This is a genomic window from Paenibacillus naphthalenovorans, from assembly GCF_900099895.1.
Classification (GTDB): Bacteria; Bacillota; Bacilli; order Paenibacillales; family NBRC-103111; genus Paenibacillus_G; species Paenibacillus_G naphthalenovorans.
This window is the reverse complement of record NZ_FNDY01000007.1, coordinates 21,968-38,820: the sequence shown is the minus strand read 5'-3', so window position 1 is coordinate 38,820 and position 16,853 is coordinate 21,968. Positions and strand designations below refer to the sequence as shown.

Here is a 16,853-nt window from a genome sequence, read left to right as displayed (position 1 = left end):
CGGGAAGGAGAATGGTTATGATCGAGCTCATGGACGTGACCAAAAGCTATAACGGTACGGTAAAAGCGGTGGATAACCTGACGCTGACTGTCCGGGGCGGCGAAATCTTCGGTTTTCTCGGACCGAACGGCGCCGGGAAAACGACAACGATCAAAATGATCACCGGCATTATTCAGCCGGACAAAGGCACGATCCGGATCAACGGGAAGGACATATCCCAATCGCCGCTTGAAGCGAAGAAGCAGTTTGGCTACGTTCCGGATAGTCCGGATTTGTTTTTACGGCTCAAGGGGTTGGAATATTTGAATTTTATGGCCGACATGTACGATGTGCCGCGAGAGCTGAGAAAGGAACGTATAGAGGCGCTCGCCCGGCGTTTCGATATGCTGCATGCGTTATCTGACCCGATCCTGTAGAATCTCACGGAATAATAGAAAACGGGAAATCGCGGTTCATTGGGGTAAATCGCGGGACAACGTAGACAGGACAAGGGATTCGGGGATTTGGAAATTATGGGGTAGTTCTCACGGATTTATGAGAAAATCTGTGGTCTGCCCCTGTTTTATTGCCTTGTAACGAATACCTTGTAACGGAGCCGTTATATAGCGTTATAACTGTAACGGTATGACGGAAACCCTAGTGTTTTCAAGGCGTTACAACTATAACACCCCTACTCTAGAGACCTCTTTTCAGGCATCTCCTGATGCCCAAACCAACCCTCAAACCTTCTGTGAGTGCGGAACCAAAATGCGGAACCGGAGCCGTGAGTGCGGAACCAAGCGAAAACCCGCGCCGCGACTACTTTTAGCCGATTCATGCAAGTGATTGAGCCGAAAAATGGTTCCGCTACTGGAAATGCATAAATATACAAGATAGTTGCATAAAAATACCGATTCGCTCTAAGCGTTATTTCTTCCGCACCCAGTGAAGTTTCTCTATAAAATTCTATCAGATTCGATTAGAATGAGAAAGTACCGGGAGGTGGAATAATTTGAGCACGACAGACAAACGCGAAGCAATTAAACTCGCCTATCAAATCGCAACATTAAACGAAATACCCGCCGATCTACTCGACGAGCTGGCGCGAACCGAATACATCCGAGTGCTTGAAGTGCTGCTCGTCCTTCGTCAAAGTCCGAATCCAATAAAGGCTCCGGCCAACTTCGTCAGAAGCGCGTTACGCAACGGTTGGAAACCAAACGATCCTCCAATTAAACAAAGGAGCCATAGCGATCAGCCAGAACCGGCCCGTTACAGCTCCTTCTATGAACAGTTAAATCAAAGCTAAAAATCTCACAATTCGATCAATCTTCTAGTCGGTACACGCCGATAACGATGCCGAGAATTCTCACGTCGCGGTCTTTGCCGCAAATGATTGGGTCCATCGAATCATTTTCCGGCTGCAAACGAATATGAGAGTCTTCACGGTAGAATGTCTTAACCGTCACATCTTCATTGTCGAGCATGACAACGACGATCTCGCCGTTCTCGGCGGTCGGCTGACGCTTAACGATGACCAAATTGCCGTCATAAATTTTTGCGTTGATCATACTCTCGCCTTGAACACGGAGGACAAAGTAGTCTCTTTTATTGATCGGCCTGCTGGAGTTTCTCGAAATGAAATCTCTAGGTATGTCGTAGGACTGTTCAAAATTTTCAATAGCTGTTATCGGATTACCTGCAGACACTTTACCAATCAACGGCAATCTGACATAATATTGATCAGGCAGATTTTTTTCTCTTATTTTGCTTGGCTCCTTGTTATCTGACAAGGGGTTCTTTTTTATGTCTTCATAAAAATATGAAGCTGCTTCCTCTCGTATGTAGGTGCGGGTCAGTCTTGTTGCAAATGTTTGAAGCATTTCTACATCGGGATCGGCCAGAGCCGCTGCAGTTTTTACTAAAGACTTTAGAGTTTCTCTCCCCTCTATCTCCTCGATAAATTGGTAACTATTTTCCCACTTGTCTCTAAAAAAAATAGGGTCCTCTGTTCTTTTGTCCTTTCCTGTCATAAGCCAATCCAACGATACGTTAAATTCACTCGCGATAGCGATTAAAGCTACGGGAGAAGGCGAGGAGCTCTTATTAGGACTCTCCCAATCCCCTACATTACCAGAAGAAACACCTATCCTTTTAGCAAATTCGGCCATTGTAAGGCCGTTTTTCTTCCTGATCTCTCGTACTCTCTCGTTTATTTCCCGCATAACTTCCTTGGCTTTATCGTTATTAGCAGCCATATAACACCCTCCATTACTCTTAAAAGCGTATAACGGTACTCTGAAACGCGTGTAAAGTTACTCGCTAAAGCGTATTTTTTTTATTGACTTACTCGCGAACGCGAGTATAATGAAAGTGTGGTAATGAATTTCCCAATCAGATTATATCAATCTACCACTCGCTTGACTATCAGAAAGAATGTCGAAATTCGGAGGTGATCCATTTGGCCGACAAAAAGCCAATCACACCGTTTGGATGGGCTGTCTTGAGAAGATTGGCTGAGTTAAACAAATCACGCAAGGACTTCTGCTTGGAGGAAGGCATTTCTGCCAGCCGATTCTCTGAAATTCTCCGGGACAAAAGACGTGCCACCAAAGACCGCAACAAAATCGAAAAGGCACTGGGACTCAATGAGCAGCTTCTCCACCGAAAAGCGGAATAACTTAGCTACTGCTGGGAAGGAGGGGTGCGATGGAGAAGTGGCTCACGACTAAAAAGGTTTCAGCGTTACTCCGAATTACAGAACGGGCGGTACGAAAGAAGATCGCCTCCGGGGATTATCAGTACCGGGAGGATGATTGCAAGGCTGGCGGCACGCAAGGGAAACGCTACTTGATCGCCCTCTCTTCGCTGCCAGCAGACGCTCAGCATGAATACTACCAAGAAACAGCACAAACAAAGCAGGAGCGCCCGGCTGAGACGAAGCCGGACGCGGCGAAGACCAACCAGCCGGTTATTAACCTCGCAGTACTTGAAGAAATCGGCGGCGACAAGGCATTGGACGAGCTTATTACCCGCGCCAACCTAGTCAAACAGGCCAAAGAGATTCAAGCTCAGCGCGGAAACGTGGTCGAGCAATTGGACGAGCTGTGCCGGGCGAATGGAATCAAGCTGCCGACCCTTTATAACTGGCTGGACGCCTATGACAAGGAAGGAGAGGTGGGACTTTTGAGGAAGCCGGTCCGCAAGAAGATGGAAGAAGCGGAAGCGAACGGCCCGAAGTTTGGAACGCGGGGCTTCGGATCGGCGGCACTGGACTATATGACGGCCCTCTATTTAAGCCCGACAAAGCCGAAAGTTCGGTATGTATACGAGCAGACGGTTCGGGAAGCGGAGAAGCGCATCGCTGCCGCCCAAAACGAAATGGAAACGCAGTATTTGCAGGAATTATGGCAGGTCGGAAGCTATCAGACGGCATGCCGGTACATCAGCGAGCTACCGAATAACGTTCTGGCCTATGGCCGCGAGGGTTATGAGATTTATCGCAACAAGTTCATGCCGAAGACGCTCATGGATTACAGCAAGGTGCGTGTCAATCAATATTTCATCGGCGATCATCATCAGTTGGACGTTTTCGTGGAGTATGAAGGCAAGGCGATCCGGCCTTGGCTCTCCACATGGGAGGATGCAAAGAGCCGCGTCATGGTTGGCTGGTGTCTCAGTCCGCAGAACAATTCGCAGACGATTGGCTTGGCCTTGCGTCATGCGGCCCTGCGGAAGCCGAACAGCCCTATCTGCGGCCTGCCGGTCAGAGTGTACATAGACAACGGGAAAGACTATCAGGGCAAACATATGGCCGGTGGACTCAAGCACTCATACAAATTTGATTATAGCAAAGAGGTCAAAGGCGTTTTCGCCAGCCTTGGGATCGAACCCGATTACTGTACGGCCCGGACACCTTGGGCCAAAGGGATGATGGAACGATTCTACCAAACATTTGAAGTACAGTTTTCCATGCAGCTGCCCGGATATTGCGGCAGTAACAACAAAGCGCGGCCCGAGGGCTTCGATGAGAAGAAACTGCTCGCTCAAGGCAAGTTGGTCAAACTGGATGAGCTGGCGAAGCTGATCGAGGAGTACTTTGACAAATACCATAATACGGTTCACAGCGAGCTGAAAGATACGCCGCTCAACGTCTACATGCAAAATGAGAAAGCTCGCGAGGGTGTGCCGGACGCAAGAGCATTCGACATCCTGCTCATGCGTGCGAAAAAACGCAAGGTTTACACTGTCGGCGTCCGCTTCGAGGGCCGCTACTACACACATCCGGCTCTCGACAATTATGTCGGCGAGGACGTGATCGTGCGGTACGACCCTGGCCACTTGGACGAGATCATGATTTTCCAAGGGACGAGCTATCTTTGCACTGCGCGGCAAAATTATACCGAATTCGGTAATCAGGACGAGCTGCAGCTGCACATGCAGCGGCAAAAGCGCTCGCAGCGCCTAGTCAAAGACGCGGTTAACGGCTACAAGGAACGGGCTGGCCTGAAAAAAGGCCATTACACCGGCAGCACGGTCGAAGATGGCAAAGCGGATATGATCACCGGCTTTGAACGAGCCGCCAAAGAGATCGAAGCCGACCAGCAGGAACGAAGCGAGCCGCCGATAGCGCCAGAGCGCACGTCGATCCGCGAGCAATGGCTAGAGAGACAAGGAAAGAAAGCCCTAGGATTGGGCTAATTGAGCGAAAAGGAGAAAAAAATCCATGCCTGAGATTTTCGAATTGAACCATAAAGATATCGTTACAAAAATGAAGCAGCAGCTCGCTGAGCTGAAGGGCAAATACACGGTCCAGCAAATGTCGACGGCGATGGGCGTAAGCCGAAGCGCCTTGAGCCGGTTCATTAACGAGCCGGACTATACGAGCAAGGATATCGAGGAAAAGGTTGCCTCGTTCATAAACAGCGAAATGAGCCCGGACGATGCCCCTGCCGCACCGGCAGATAGGCCGAAAGCAGCCTTCAAAACCACTATCGCGGACATGAATTTCGTTCCGACAAACAACGTGATCCAGGCATCGGCGGTACTGGCTGGTTGCTTGGAATATGGCGACCTCGGGGTAATTATCGGGCCAGCCGGTTCGGGTAAGACACGCAGCGTCGAGGAGTTCATGAAGCAGCACCCGACCCGCGTAGTACGCATCGAGGGCGATGACATGATGAGCACGCGCGACCTGATCGAAGAGATCGGACACGAAATCGGCATGGGCGACGATGTGAAATACGGCACGGTCCGCGACCGCGTGAGAAAAATTGTCCGCAGGCTCAAGCAGGACCCGGTGATGATCGTCGTTGACGAAGCGGACAGGCTGGTCAACTACTCGGTCAAGAAATTGGAAATGCTCCGCACCATCCATGATCAAGCCAAGGTCGGCATCGTATTTGTTGGCCTGCCGAAGCTCGGCACCTACCTGCAGCGCGGCCCGAGCATGCGGGAAAACCTCTCACAGCTATACTCCCGCGTCGGCTTTATTGTTAACCTCGGCGGTTTACGGCGCGAGGAAGTCGAGCAAATGCTGGACGGGTATCAGATCGACGAGGATGCGAAAAAGGAGTTGACGCGCATCGCCCTCGACAAAGAACGCGGCGGATGCCGGGCACTTGTCAAGGCGCTGCGCAGGAGCTTAGACCTTGCGGAAGGCGGCGTGATCACTCTGGAGATCGTGCAGGAAGCGAAGCGGATGCTGCTTCTCGAACGCGCGAGACACTAATCGGGGGTGATGGTGATGACAGTCGATACGCAAGCGATTATTGTCCAGTCCCTGATCGATGACGGCTTTGTTGAACAAGTCGGAGACGAACTTCGCCTGACGGACAAAGGCAACAATGAAGTGCAGCGCTGGCTCATGAAATACAGCATCGGCAAAACTATCATGCTGGGTCTGCATTACACGGAAAAGTTCGGAGTGCCAATAGGAAATCACTGAAGCCGAAACGCCCCGGTGTCCGGGGTGTCGGGTACGGATGGCCTTGTACCCCTGAAGATGGCAGGCCGAAAGGAGAAAGCGCCATGTTTACATTGAACGAACGGATCGAGCAGTTCAGGCAGCAGCTTATCGAAATCGCGGAACGAAACGCCTTTGATTTCAACCATCCTGACGTGCTGGCCGCAAGCCAAGAACTTGACATATTGATCGTTGAGGGGCAACGACGAAAGGAGCTGTTTGCATGACACGCCAGTTACTCTTTGAGCGGACCCGCGAGGTCGTTCGGGACATCATGCAATCCCCTTCCGCATTTCGCCGCATCTACGAGGAGGAACGATCCTTCGGCAACGACGTTACGCTGCTTCCGGGCCTCGTCGTGCTGAAGCTGCAGGACGGAGAGGTCAACTTTATCTGGCAGAACGGCAGGATCGTCGAGCAGGTATATCGATACGTGCAATAGCCGAAACGCCCGGATCGGGGCGTCGCAGGGGAATGACCTCCCCTGCCTGACGATGGCAGGTCAAGAAAGGAAGGCTGGTGAGGAACGCTTGCTCAGTATTGACGGGAAGATACATAAGGACAACTTGTTCGTAGCATTCGGCGAGGATTTCCCGAAACGCTACTCCAATCGGGAGTTTATCCTTCCCAACGGCGACGAAGCCCTCGTATACATCCTCGGCGTTGGCTTTCCAATGTGGAGGCAGAACGGCGACAAGTTCGGGGTTATTATGCCGGTCGAGTACATCATTTCCAAGATCATCAAGAAAGCTTCAGCCGAATTGGAGCATGAAGCTGAACGGATCGCGAAAGCGGCGCTACTGAAACGATTGAACGAGCAGCTGGATGATGCCCTGCTGCAGAAGGATTTTGCCAAGGCCAAAGAATTGCACGATCAAATGCAGCAGCTCAAGGCCTATTACGACGAAAGGAGCTGATTCGTTGACCACCTTAGCGAAACAAACAAGACCCATAACCCCGCAAGATTGGAAGGACATCGAGCAAAAGCTGAAGAGCTTTTACCGCAAGGTCGTACTCGTCTGCGACGGTTACGAACTGACCCTCATCTTGGAGAGGTACAACCAATACCGAAACGTTATCTCGTTCTACGTGAACGGTGTAATCGAAGGCAAATGGCATATTGAGGACTGTGAGGAGCGACGCAGGTTTTTCAGCCCGAAAACGAAGTCGATCTACTCCCCGAAAGAAATGGCGAAATTCAAAAAAATCTCAAAGAAGATGTGGAAAGAGCTGGCGGCTAAAAACAAGTATACCTACTATCAAGCCCATTGGTCCTCTTTCCGGGCGCTGAAAAGCCATTTGGTCAAAAACAACAACGTCATCGAATTGGTTTGCGAAAATACGGAGAAAGGGTTGGATGCCGATGGCGAAGACCAAGATTAAATCGGACCCAGTGAAGTTTGCAACGCCCCGCGATCCGAATCATTGCTTCGTTCTCTTCCCGGTCGGGACTTACTTTAACGCATTGACGGTGGGCGTCGGCTTGGAAAGCCTGCTACGGCAAGTGCAGCATGTACATCGCGACAAGCCGGTCAAGCGGATGGAATACATCCCGCAAGAAAACAAGCTCATCATCGATTTTGAGGAGAGTGACGGTTCATGAGCTACCCTGTTCCCCGCAGAAGTTTGGAAAGGGAACTTCAAGGCACAGGCGCTGGAGAGCTCCGGGAATATCGGTTGAGCGACAAGGAGCTGGAGGCTCTACGAGCGAGAACGGCTGCGCCGCCAACCAATTCCAGCGGCAGGCGGCATTCTAAGCCGATTTCCCTTCCGAATAAGCCCCCGACAAATCGTCTCATGCTGGATCAATACTTGCAGAAGCGAGCGAGCGGCAAGTCGAAACAAGAAATCTGCAAGGAGCACGGTATCGTCAAGGAGACGCTGAAGACGAAGCTCTCCAAATGGGGCATCCTCCAAGCGGACAAGGAAGCAGAGGCGATCAGAGCCTATAAAACAAAAGCCGAAACGCCCTGATCCGGGGCGTCGGGTACGGGTGGCCTCGTACTCCTGACGATGGCAGGCCAAGGAGGTGACCTTTTTGAAATTCACTTGCAAAGCAGCCGAATGCGCCTACAACGACGGCAAGCACGGCTGCAAGCTATCGCAGGTAGATATATGGGAAGGCGGCTCTTGTTCAGATTACGAGTGTCGCGACGATAAGGAGGGCGGTCATGCAGAACGCGGAGCTAGTCTCGGTTTCCGACACCCTATCGGAGATTAGGCGAAAAATGGCGGATCGGCTACGGGTTTACACGGCGGATTACTTCCGCGAACACATCCCCGAGCTAAACGAGCTGGATGTGACCGACGACATGATCACCCGCTGTCCCCCGCTCATCGATATTATCGGGCAGAAACGAAGCTGCAGCGGGTGTCAAGGCTTCCAGCAATGCACGCGGCCCGAAGGCATGAAAGGTTTCTGGCACAAACTGATGGTGGATCGGCGCGATGAACGTTCCTATCTGGACACCTACCTCGTTCAATGCGACCCATTCAAAGCGCACCTGAAAGAGCTGGAATGGCGAAAGCTTCAGGAGTTTTCCGGCAAGGCCAGCACCGACGCGGAATTTACTTTCGGCAATTACCCTGCCGAACAGCGGGAGAGCTATCCACAAACCTTCCAAGAAGCGATGGACTTTGCCAACCGGTTCGAACCGCCAGAAGAAGGCCAACCGATTTCGCCCGAATTTCGGAAGGGGCTGTACCTGTTTGGACTGCCGGGCGTTGCGAAGACGCATCTTGTGCTCGCCATTTGCAACCGGCTTGAGGAACGGCGCGTCCCGGTCTTGTTCGTCCGGGCCGAATCGATCTTTGACAAGATGCGCGGTATGCTGGAGCAAAAGCAGGACATTGAGCCGATTTTGGAGCAATACTGCCGAGTGCCGGTGCTGATCATTGACGAGCTGGCCCAAGAGACGCCGCCGACCGAATTTACTATCGGCAAGGTATTCCGCATCGTCAATACCCGGTTCATCGAGGGCTTGCCGACATTCTTCACCAGCAATTATGCACCGACCGACGTGTATAAAAACGCCTCGGCCAAAGTGCAGGCTGCAGCTGCTGAAAAAATCGAAGCGATCCGTAGCCGGTTAATCAAGATGAGCAAGCATTCGCACCTGCAGGGACGCGATGGTAGAAAAATCGGCATCACGTTCTTGGATGCCCCGAAGGGAGGGAAACGGCAATGATCTTGCATCAGCTCCTATCTGCTCACGAGCAAATGGTTTCACCCTACCCTCCCCATCCCGAAGTGCAAGCGGCACGCTCCGAGCTGGCCCAAGCTTGGCAAAACTTTCATCAGGCCGAACCGGCCTTTGTCGACGCAGCGATCTACCAGTTGACGGCGGCGGAACAAAAGTATCGTGCGCTTTTACGTCATGCCAAGGGGGTAAGCGCCTAATGAAATACGATACCCATGAATTAAAGACTTGGCCGGAGTATTTTGAACTGGTTGTACAGCGGAAGAAGAACTTTGAAGTCCGCCGGAATGATCGTGATTTTAAGGTAGGCGACCTTCTTTGGTTAAGGGAATACAGTCACGAATCAGGCTATACAGGCAGAGAAACCGGGCGCTTCATTGCATACATTCTCGACAACCCGGATTTCGTGAAAGAAGGATATGTAATACTCAGCTTTTAGATATTAAACCGAAAGGATGATCAATACATGGCAAAAGAAAAGAAACCGGCCCAGCTGCCGAAGTACCAAAGCTGGGAGGAAGTCAACGCAGCGCTGCGGGAGGTCGGCGACCTTAACCGCCAGATCGCCGGGATCGAGGCGACACTGAATGAGGGCATTAACAACCTGAAGCTTGATGCCGAAGCCAAGGTCGCCCCGCTGGCGCTACGCAAAGCGGAGCTGGAGGAAAACATCAAGGTGTTTACTGAGCACCACAAAGACGAATTCACCGACAGTAAGACGAAATTTCTCACGTTTGGCAAAGTGGGCTTCCGCAAAACGACCAGCCTCATCACCCGGAACGTCAAGGCGATCATCGAGGCAATCAAGCAAAACCGAATGCAGGATTGCTTGAATATCTCGGTCACGATCAACAAGGAAGAGCTTGCCAAGTACGACGACGCTTCTCTGGAGAAGGTCGGGGCCAAGCGCAAGACCGAGGAAAAATTCTTCTATGAACCCGCTGTGGAAAGGATTGAGACGAAATGAGAGAAACACCTGCGGGTAGGAACCGCAACAACGCGCAGCGCGAACTGAAATCGATAGCACCGCAGCACAAAGTCGGCCTTGATATTGTGACCCGCGTGAGCGGCGATGAGCTCGAAAAGATGATGCAGGGTGCGACGGCCTTCACGAAGTGCTTCGACCCGGCGGATCAGTACGAAGTGACGATTCGCGTGGAGAAAATCATTCAAGGGGGAGCTGAACATGATCATGATCAACACCATGCAGGAGCTGTTTGAGCTGATGTTTGACGGCGATGCAGCCGACCGTTCCTTGCTCCTGGAACGTTTCACGCCGGAGCTGCTCGAACTTTACTACAACAAGGGATACATCCACTAAGGAGGCGGCAAGCATGTCGATCACCCCAGAACAACGGAAGAAAATATTCGCGATCCAGCGCCAGCACGGCATGAACGAAGATGATCTTTACTCCGTGGTCGAGCAGGTTTCCGGCGGTCGAAGCATATCGCAGCTGACCAAGGAACAAGCCGTCCGGGTGATCGACCAGCTCAACCGATACACCGGCCAAGCCCCCGAAGCTGGCCGGAAGATGGCGTCGAAGGCGATGCTTTGGAAAATCCGCGAACTGGAGAAGCAGCTCGGCTGGGACGATGATCCGAAACGGCTGCAGGGCTTCATGAAAAAGTTCTCAGGAGTCGAGCGAATCGAGTGGCTCACGCACCAAAAAGCATGGAAGCTGATCGAGTCGCTGAAAAAGGTACTGGCGCGTGAACAGAAAGGCGCAGTATAATACGCAAAGGAGGCAAGCCCGATGGAGATCACCGACGAATTGCTTCAGGAGATAGACCCGGAACAATTGCCCCACCCTTACCATCAGATTGTCGAGGTTGTCGGCATTAAGGGAGCCCTGCAGATCGCCGAGCAATTCGGCGGCACATACGTGTACTTCCCCAAGGTGGAGGGCGCGATCCGCAAGGCGAGGGACAAACTGATTCAGAAGGAATTTGACGGAACGAACTACAAGCAGCTGGCTCGGAAGTACAAGCTTTCCGAATCGTGGATTCGGGAAATCGTCGACAACAAGGACGATAACCAGCTCGAAATGCAATTCGGCTAAATGTTTCAAGTGGGTTAATCAAATAAAAAAGTTATGAGGCGTGTTCATAATCGAACACGCCTCTTTGTTATTCTCAAAAGGCAAATAATACCTGATTACTTTAGGGCCGAAATGAGGTGAGTGGATTTTGGAATGGAAAGAAGTATTCCCGCTAGTGTTAACCATCATGATCGGCATCATCGCCTATTTCTTGAAGCAGCTGCACAAGCAAATTTCTGACAACAACGACGAGCGTAAACGGGAGATCGAAGAGCTGAGAAACGACTTCGACGAAATGAAGGATAAAATGCCATTCACCTACGTACTGCGAGAGGATTATATCCGAAGCATGGCAGCGTTTGGGAACAAGCTGGATAAAATACACGATCACATCGTGCTGAAGGATAAGGGGTGAATACCAACATGGATATGAAGACGATTATGTCCAGACAAATTCGCGGGTACATCATGAAGGTGCTGCAGATCGGACACCCGCAGCCAACCGGATCGAACGTAATTGAAATTTGCTTGGTGGATGCCGGTTTGCCGGTGACGCCGACCGCCCTCTCCGGCCATCTGGACTATCTCAAGGAAAAAGGCTACATCGAAATCACCAAACCGGGACTCAAAGGGATTGACTTGCCGATTTCGCTTCCGAAGCTCACGCCCAAGGGCATTGATCTTCTGGAAGGCAATATCGACCCTGATCCGGGAGTATACCTGCAATGAGCAAGGGGAAACGCCGGAAACATTTCAAGATTGAAGACCTGCCCAAAGACATCCGAGCCAAAGTCGACGAAATGCTTGCCAGCCAAAACCCTCGCTACACCTACGAAGAGATTCAGTTTTTCTTGTTCGAGGAAGGGCATCCCATCGGCAAGTCAAGCATCGCCCGGTATCACAACTCGTTCGAGCGCATTACTGAACGGATCACCGAGACGAGGGAAAAGCTGAAGGTGCTGGTCGACGCTGTCCGGGATCAGCCGGGCACGGACCTTGCGGAAGTCGCGAACCAGCTCATGATGCAAGGGTTGCTCCAACGGGTCGCACAAGCCGAGGACGAATTTGAAAGCATTTCTCTGGAGAAGGCCGGACGCCTCATCGCCAGCCTTGAACGCTCTGCCGTACAGCGCGAGAAGCTGAAGTACGAATTTGACAAAGGCGTCTCGCAAGCAGTTGAAAAAGTAAAGCTGCAGCTGCACGAGGAGCTGAAGAACGACCCTGACTTGTATCATCGTTTGGTTGCGAAAGTGGATCAGATTCATGTGGACCTGACCGCTGTGACGTAGCTGCACGGGTCGCCTGCAGAGGCGACGCTTCCGGTGGCGGGTGGGACGGAAGCAACCCCGATCTTTGATAAAGGCGAATGTCGGAGCCGATTCGACCGCTGGCCGACACACGACAGTGTGCCATACGCCCGAACTTGGGGTACATGGGCCGATGAAAATCCGGGTGGCAACCGGTACGGCGTTGCGACGATCCGTCAGCTGGCGGGGAGCGATCAGCGGAGCGAACCGCGAACGTGTATCCGATGGGGAAGCCTTGCTCCTCATTATCAAACTACTTGAAAGGACGTGCCACATGATCAGAAAGCTGTGGTACCGATTCATTCGAAAATTAGCACCCTATAGTGTACCGGAACCTCGCAATCGACAGGAGCGCAGGAAGGGGCGATTCGGACCTTGTTAAGCATCGTTTACCCGAATCTATAACTCTTTCAAAAACGGCTCTGATTTGCGAGTTTTTTAGTTTAGGGGTACAGAACTATCCGATCTACCGGATAGGGCCGTTATAACGCGTTATAACGCCGTTACGGAACGCATAATCCCCTCATAGGTAGTGAGCATTTATGAAAAATGATTCTACTCGCAAAAAAACGGGTTCGATTGTCGGCGATATCGTCGGCCCATCGAACAATAGCCGCGTGGAAGATTGGGAGTTTCCCCTATGGGAAGATTACGCTGCGAAGTACCCGGACATTCAGGCGCTGAAGGGCAAGCTACCGTTCACCGGCCCGACCGGACTCAGACGCAAGCTCGGGGAAGTGGATATGGAATACTTTGGCCGGGCGTACTTGCCGGACTACCTCCCTACCGCTCCCCCGCCCTTTCACGGCGAATGGTTCGATGATTTGCAGCGGGTCGTCGAGCGGAACGGCGGCAGCAATATGGTGCGATCCGCACCGCGCGGCCACGCCAAGACGACCATTTGGGACTTCGTTTTCCCCACGTGGACAACGCTGTACAAGAAAAAGCTGTACATCCTGATCATTTCCGACACCTACGACCAAGCGCAGGGCTTTATCTCCAACGTCAAGGATGAGCTCGAATCAAACGAGCGCATCTTGGAAGACTTCGGTTCGCTGAAAGGCGACCGCTGGCAGGAAGGCAGCATCGAATGCTCCAACGGTGTCAAGATCGAGGCGCTCGGTGCAGGCCAAAAAATCCGAGGCCGGAAAAACCGGAACCGCCGCCCCGACCTTATCATTCTCGACGATATCGAGAACGAGGAAAACACGGCGACGCCGGAGCAGCGAGCCAAGCTGAAAAACTGGTACGAGAAGGCCGTTCTCCATGCAGGCGCAGCGTATACGGACTTCGTGATTATCGGGACGGTCATCACCGACGAGGCGCTTTTGGCCGAGCTTTTGAGAAATCCTGCTTACGACTCAAAAGTGTATCGCGCGGTGGTTTCCTTTGCGGAACGCGAGGACTTATGGGCCGAGTGGAAACGGATTTACACGGAGCTGGCGAATCCAAGCCGCGAGCAAGACGCTTGGACGTTCTTTCAGCAAAACCGCGAGGAGATGCTGCGCGGCGCGAAAGTGCTGTGGGAAAAGAATAGTCCGAAGTTTCCGAACGGCTATTACGACCTGATGGTCGTTCGCATCAAAGGCGGCGAGGCCGCATTCGCCAGCGAAATGCAGAACGACCCGAAAAGCTCGGAAGAAAAGTTCTTCCAGCCCAAGAAATACAATGCCGATCAGCGGCCACCGCTGGGTCAGCTCGACATTGTGATCACGGTCGACCCGAGTATGGGGCAATCGGACAAGTCCGACCCTTCGGCGATTATCGCCCTCGGGACTCATAGAAAGACCGGTCAAATGTACACGCTGGACGCGAGCATCATGATCCGCCACCCGAACAAGATCATCGAAGATTTGTTCGACATCGCCTTGCAGTATTTGGGTGTGAACCTGCGGATACAGGTCGTCGGCATCGAGGACGTACAATTCCAAGCGTTCTTCAAGGACGAAGTGGAGCGTCGGGCCAAGGAGCGCGGCATCCACTTACCCATCAAGCCGATTCGGAACACGGTATCGAAGGAATTGCGGATTGAGTCGCTGGAACCATCGATCAACAACGGCTATGTGCTCATCCATGAATCGCACACCGTGCTGATCGCGCAGCTGGAGAATTATCCGCGAGCCAAGAAGGACGGCCCGGATGCTTTGGAAATGGCCGTCCGGCTTTCTAAACAAGGAATTACAAGCAAGGTTCGTGGCGGTACCGCAGGCCACGCCGCACGCGGGGTCACGCAGCATTTGAAATCGATTAAAGATCAAATCGGGCGTTTGGGAAGGAGGCTGTACTAGATGGCGAGTATAGAAATGCGCCAATTCGGCTCGCAGCTCACCGGGATGCTGTACTCGTTCTCTCTAGGAACCAGCAACCCGGACTCGATTGGCATTGACGTTTACGAGCGCATGATCGAAACGGACGAAACGATAGGCAGCGGGGTAGATTTTCTCATATCGACCGTCGTTTCGCGCCTAGGCCGTTACCATCATGAGAACCCGGACATCAGCGATTTTATTAACCGGTGCTTCGAGGAAATGAATGGCAGCTTGGTGCTTGCCTGCTATGACATCCTCTCTGCCGTGTGGGCTGGGTACTCCACGACGGAGATCAATTTCACGGCCAAGTCCGGCAAAATCATGATCGACAACTTGGTCACATACCATCCGCGCTCCATCAAGTTCGACATTGACCGCTCTACCGGTAAGCTGAAGGACAACGGCGTTATCCAACAGGCCGGGGTTGCGGTCGAACGGATTGAGATACCGAAGGACAAGTGCATCATTTACACGCACAACCCGCGTTTCGGCAATCTGTACGGGCGCAGCCAGCTGAAGCGCACGTACAAAAACTGGTTGCTCAAGGACACGATCTTGAAGATGTGGGCGACGGCGCTGGATCGGTTCGGCACGCCGCTGCTTGGCGCTTTCTCCGAGGACGCTATGGTGACGGTCGAGATCGACGGCGAAGAGAAGCAGATTTCGGCTATCGACTATCTGCTCGGCATCCTTTCTAACATCCAGAACGAGACGGCACTTGCCTTCACAAAGGGAGTCGATGTGAAAACCTTATATAACCCGACGGGCAACATCGGCGAAAACTTCCATCAAGCGATCCTGTACTTGAACAAAATGCTGTACCGCTCCTTGCTGATTCCTTCGCTCATCTTCGACGAAGGCGACCGCAGCGGCAGCTTGGCTCTCGGTGAGAGTCACTTCGCCGCCTTCGACCAGATGAGCGGCAGCATTTATCGCCGCCTGACGGAAACGCTTATCGAGCAGCTCGTAGCCCGGCTGATCGATTACAACTTCGGGCCGCAACAAAATTACGGCCAATTCGCCGAAGCGCAAGTGTCGCTTGTCTATCAGAAGCTGATCGCCGAAATCTTCAAGCAGTATGTGGAAATCGGGGTGCTGGACCCGGCCACCGAGGAGGACTTCTCCTACATGCGATCTACAGCCGGATTGCCGGATCGCGAACTGGTTCCCGCCGAGGACGATTCGCAGAAGGCGCAGCTCGCCGACATCCCCCACTATTGGCGAGGTGAAACGGGATGAGCGCGGCACGCCAGTTCCAGCCGGTCGGCAAACGGAGCCTGAATGAGATCGACCGCATCGAAGCCAAAGGGCTGCGCGGATTTAAGGAATGGCTTGACAACGTCCGCTCGGTCACGCTGAAGCATATTCGCTGGTCGCTGCCGGTCGAGACGCTGCAGCTCCCCGGCGGTTTGGACAAGGTGCTGCAGGAAGCCGGACGTACAGCCCTTCAATCCGGGAAACGCCAAGCGAAGCGAGAAACGAACGCGCTGAAGCGGCATTACCGGAAGAAGCGCAAAAAGCTGGCGATGGCTCCCCCGACGTTCAGCAGCTTCAAGGTAACGCCGGTCGAGGCGATCCGGGCGATGGACGAGCGCGAAAACTATATCGCCGGTCGAGTGACAGACGATTTGTTCGCCGAGCTGAAGGGCGTCGTCAAAGGAAACTTGGACGATCAATACTCCCGGCCAGAAGCCGAGAGCAAGCTTCAGGACATTCTCGGCGCGGCGCTGGATCGCGCCTCCCTCATCATCACGACGGAGACGACTTACGGTGTGAACCGGGGGCGGCTGCTGTCGTTCGCCGAGGATGGCGTCGATTACGTGGAATTTATAGCGATTCGCGACCAACGCACCAGCGTGCAATGCAATTCGCGTCACGGCAAGGTGATGCGACTGAACGATCCGCAGCTGGCCGACAATACGCCGCCGCTGCATGGCCGCTGCCGGTCGCTACTCTCCCCGATTTATTCGGCCTTTGAGCCGGATGTGGTGAGCGATCCAAAGCGAATCGATTGGAGCAACGCCCAACCGCTGCCGAGCGGATGGCGCAGATAA

Annotated in this window: 26 protein-coding genes, 3 other RNA genes and 1 pseudogene; 29 read left to right on the top strand and 1 reads right to left on the bottom strand. The window is 52.8% G+C overall.

The genetic code is table 11. The features are described from left to right. Positions 1–17 precede the first annotated feature (17 nt). Both BLT35_RS09160 and BLT35_RS09155 read left to right on the top strand, forming a co-directional pair. Positions 18–410, top strand: a pseudogene (locus tag BLT35_RS09160) (ATP-binding cassette domain-containing protein); the annotation flags it as partial. 581 nt (positions 411–991) lie between these two features. Beyond that, positions 992–1,288, top strand: a complete 297-nt coding sequence (locus BLT35_RS09155; RefSeq protein WP_074727633.1) for a hypothetical protein — start codon at positions 992–994, stop codon at positions 1,286–1,288. 16 nt (positions 1,289–1,304) lie between these two features. On the opposite strand, the gene lexA is transcribed toward BLT35_RS09155, so the two are convergent. Beyond that, positions 1,305–2,237, bottom strand: coding sequence for a transcriptional repressor LexA (lexA, locus tag BLT35_RS09150; RefSeq protein WP_083351251.1), 933 nt, complete (start codon positions 2,235–2,237; stop codon positions 1,305–1,307). Between the two features lie 203 nt (positions 2,238–2,440). Here lexA and BLT35_RS09145 point away from each other — a divergent pair, with 203 nt between their 5' ends. From BLT35_RS09145 to BLT35_RS09020, 27 genes are all read left to right on the top strand, one after another. After that, entirely contained in the window at positions 2,441–2,659 is a 219-nt protein-coding gene (locus BLT35_RS09145) for a hypothetical protein (RefSeq protein WP_074727631.1), read from the top strand. A 29-nt stretch (positions 2,660–2,688) separates the two neighbouring features. Then, positions 2,689–4,680, top strand: coding sequence for a Mu transposase C-terminal domain-containing protein (locus BLT35_RS09140; protein WP_074727629.1), 1,992 nt, complete (start codon positions 2,689–2,691; stop codon positions 4,678–4,680). Between the two features lie 25 nt (positions 4,681–4,705). After that, on the top strand, positions 4,706–5,710 hold the full coding sequence (locus BLT35_RS09135; protein WP_074727627.1) for an AAA family ATPase: 1,005 nt from the start codon (positions 4,706–4,708) through the stop codon (positions 5,708–5,710). A gap of 15 nt (positions 5,711–5,725) precedes the next feature. Then, positions 5,726–5,926 (top strand): hypothetical protein, encoded by a 201-nt coding sequence (locus BLT35_RS09130; protein WP_074727625.1) that lies wholly within the window; start codon positions 5,726–5,728, stop codon positions 5,924–5,926. Continuing rightward, positions 5,927–5,996: hammerhead ribozyme type II (locus BLT35_RS09125), an RNA gene on the top strand. Positions 5,997–6,009: 13 nt separating this feature from the next. After that, on the top strand, positions 6,010–6,171 hold the full coding sequence (locus tag BLT35_RS09120) for an aspartyl-phosphate phosphatase Spo0E family protein (RefSeq protein WP_083351250.1): 162 nt from the start codon (positions 6,010–6,012) through the stop codon (positions 6,169–6,171). Continuing rightward, positions 6,168–6,386: a hypothetical protein gene (locus BLT35_RS09115; RefSeq protein ID WP_074727623.1), complete on the top strand. Its 219-nt coding sequence runs from the start codon at positions 6,168–6,170 to the stop codon at positions 6,384–6,386. Before BLT35_RS09120 ends, BLT35_RS09115 begins: the two co-directional genes overlap by 4 nt. Beyond that, an RNA gene (locus tag BLT35_RS09110) (hammerhead ribozyme type II) lies at positions 6,385–6,451 on the top strand. Before BLT35_RS09115 ends, BLT35_RS09110 begins: the two co-directional genes overlap by 2 nt. After that, the gene (locus tag BLT35_RS09105; RefSeq protein ID WP_074727621.1) at positions 6,439–6,861 is read left to right on the top strand and encodes a hypothetical protein; all 423 of its coding nucleotides are present in this window, start codon (positions 6,439–6,441) and stop codon (positions 6,859–6,861) included. Before BLT35_RS09110 ends, BLT35_RS09105 begins: the two co-directional genes overlap by 13 nt. A 4-nt stretch (positions 6,862–6,865) precedes the next feature. After that, positions 6,866–7,327, top strand: coding sequence for a hypothetical protein (locus BLT35_RS09100; protein ID WP_083351249.1), 462 nt, complete (start codon positions 6,866–6,868; stop codon positions 7,325–7,327). After that, positions 7,308–7,547 carry a hypothetical protein gene (locus tag BLT35_RS09095; RefSeq protein WP_074727744.1) on the top strand — a complete coding sequence of 80 codons (240 nt, stop codon included), beginning with the start codon at positions 7,308–7,310 and terminating at the stop codon, positions 7,545–7,547. Before BLT35_RS09100 ends, BLT35_RS09095 begins: the two co-directional genes overlap by 20 nt. A 355-nt stretch (positions 7,548–7,902) precedes the next feature. Next, positions 7,903–7,970, top strand: an RNA gene (locus BLT35_RS09090) — hammerhead ribozyme type II. A gap of 145 nt (positions 7,971–8,115) precedes the next feature. Further along, positions 8,116–9,132, top strand: a complete 1,017-nt coding sequence (zapE, locus tag BLT35_RS09080; RefSeq protein WP_083351247.1) for an AFG1/ZapE family ATPase — start codon at positions 8,116–8,118, stop codon at positions 9,130–9,132. Next, entirely contained in the window at positions 9,129–9,344 is a 216-nt protein-coding gene (locus BLT35_RS09075; RefSeq protein WP_074727615.1) for a DUF2508 family protein, read from the top strand. Before zapE ends, BLT35_RS09075 begins: the two co-directional genes overlap by 4 nt. After that, a complete protein-coding gene (locus tag BLT35_RS09070; protein WP_074727613.1) occupies positions 9,344–9,583 on the top strand; it encodes a DUF3850 domain-containing protein in 240 nt (79 codons plus the stop codon). Before BLT35_RS09075 ends, BLT35_RS09070 begins: the two co-directional genes overlap by 1 nt. A gap of 27 nt (positions 9,584–9,610) precedes the next feature. Then, entirely contained in the window at positions 9,611–10,111 is a 501-nt protein-coding gene (locus BLT35_RS09065) for a host-nuclease inhibitor Gam family protein (RefSeq protein ID WP_074727611.1), read from the top strand. Further along, positions 10,108–10,365 carry a hypothetical protein gene (locus BLT35_RS09060; RefSeq protein ID WP_074727609.1) on the top strand — a complete coding sequence of 86 codons (258 nt, stop codon included), beginning with the start codon at positions 10,108–10,110 and terminating at the stop codon, positions 10,363–10,365. The genes BLT35_RS09065 and BLT35_RS09060 overlap by 4 nt, the downstream gene beginning before the upstream one ends. Next, complete coding sequence (locus tag BLT35_RS27800) at positions 10,331–10,465, top strand: hypothetical protein (RefSeq protein WP_302848193.1); 135 nt, start codon at positions 10,331–10,333, stop codon at positions 10,463–10,465. The genes BLT35_RS09060 and BLT35_RS27800 overlap by 35 nt, the downstream gene beginning before the upstream one ends. A 13-nt stretch (positions 10,466–10,478) precedes the next feature. Continuing rightward, positions 10,479–10,877: a regulatory protein GemA gene (locus BLT35_RS09055; RefSeq protein ID WP_074727608.1), complete on the top strand. Its 399-nt coding sequence runs from the start codon at positions 10,479–10,481 to the stop codon at positions 10,875–10,877. Positions 10,878–10,898: 21 nt separating this feature from the next. Beyond that, positions 10,899–11,204: a Mor transcription activator family protein gene (locus tag BLT35_RS09050; RefSeq protein WP_074727607.1), complete on the top strand. Its 306-nt coding sequence runs from the start codon at positions 10,899–10,901 to the stop codon at positions 11,202–11,204. Positions 11,205–11,331: 127 nt separating this feature from the next. Next, positions 11,332–11,598: a hypothetical protein gene (locus BLT35_RS09045; RefSeq protein WP_074727606.1), complete on the top strand. Its 267-nt coding sequence runs from the start codon at positions 11,332–11,334 to the stop codon at positions 11,596–11,598. Then, positions 11,595–11,912, top strand: a complete 318-nt coding sequence (locus BLT35_RS09040; protein ID WP_139170792.1) for a helix-turn-helix domain-containing protein — start codon at positions 11,595–11,597, stop codon at positions 11,910–11,912. Before BLT35_RS09045 ends, BLT35_RS09040 begins: the two co-directional genes overlap by 4 nt. Beyond that, the gene (locus BLT35_RS09035; RefSeq protein WP_074727604.1) at positions 11,909–12,472 is read left to right on the top strand and encodes a phage protein Gp27 family protein; all 564 of its coding nucleotides are present in this window, start codon (positions 11,909–11,911) and stop codon (positions 12,470–12,472) included. The genes BLT35_RS09040 and BLT35_RS09035 overlap by 4 nt, the downstream gene beginning before the upstream one ends. 33 nt (positions 12,473–12,505) lie before the next feature. Then, positions 12,506–12,751: a hypothetical protein gene (locus BLT35_RS26445; RefSeq protein ID WP_139170791.1), complete on the top strand. Its 246-nt coding sequence runs from the start codon at positions 12,506–12,508 to the stop codon at positions 12,749–12,751. Positions 12,752–13,032: 281 nt separating this feature from the next. Beyond that, the gene (terL, locus tag BLT35_RS09030) at positions 13,033–14,778 is read left to right on the top strand and encodes a phage terminase large subunit (protein WP_074727603.1); all 1,746 of its coding nucleotides are present in this window, start codon (positions 13,033–13,035) and stop codon (positions 14,776–14,778) included. Then, positions 14,779–16,038 carry a phage portal protein family protein gene (locus BLT35_RS09025; protein WP_074727602.1) on the top strand — a complete coding sequence of 420 codons (1,260 nt, stop codon included), beginning with the start codon at positions 14,779–14,781 and terminating at the stop codon, positions 16,036–16,038. It begins immediately after the preceding gene. Beyond that, positions 16,035–16,853 carry a minor capsid protein gene (locus BLT35_RS09020; protein WP_074727601.1) on the top strand — a complete coding sequence of 273 codons (819 nt, stop codon included), beginning with the start codon at positions 16,035–16,037 and terminating at the stop codon, positions 16,851–16,853. The genes BLT35_RS09025 and BLT35_RS09020 overlap by 4 nt, the downstream gene beginning before the upstream one ends.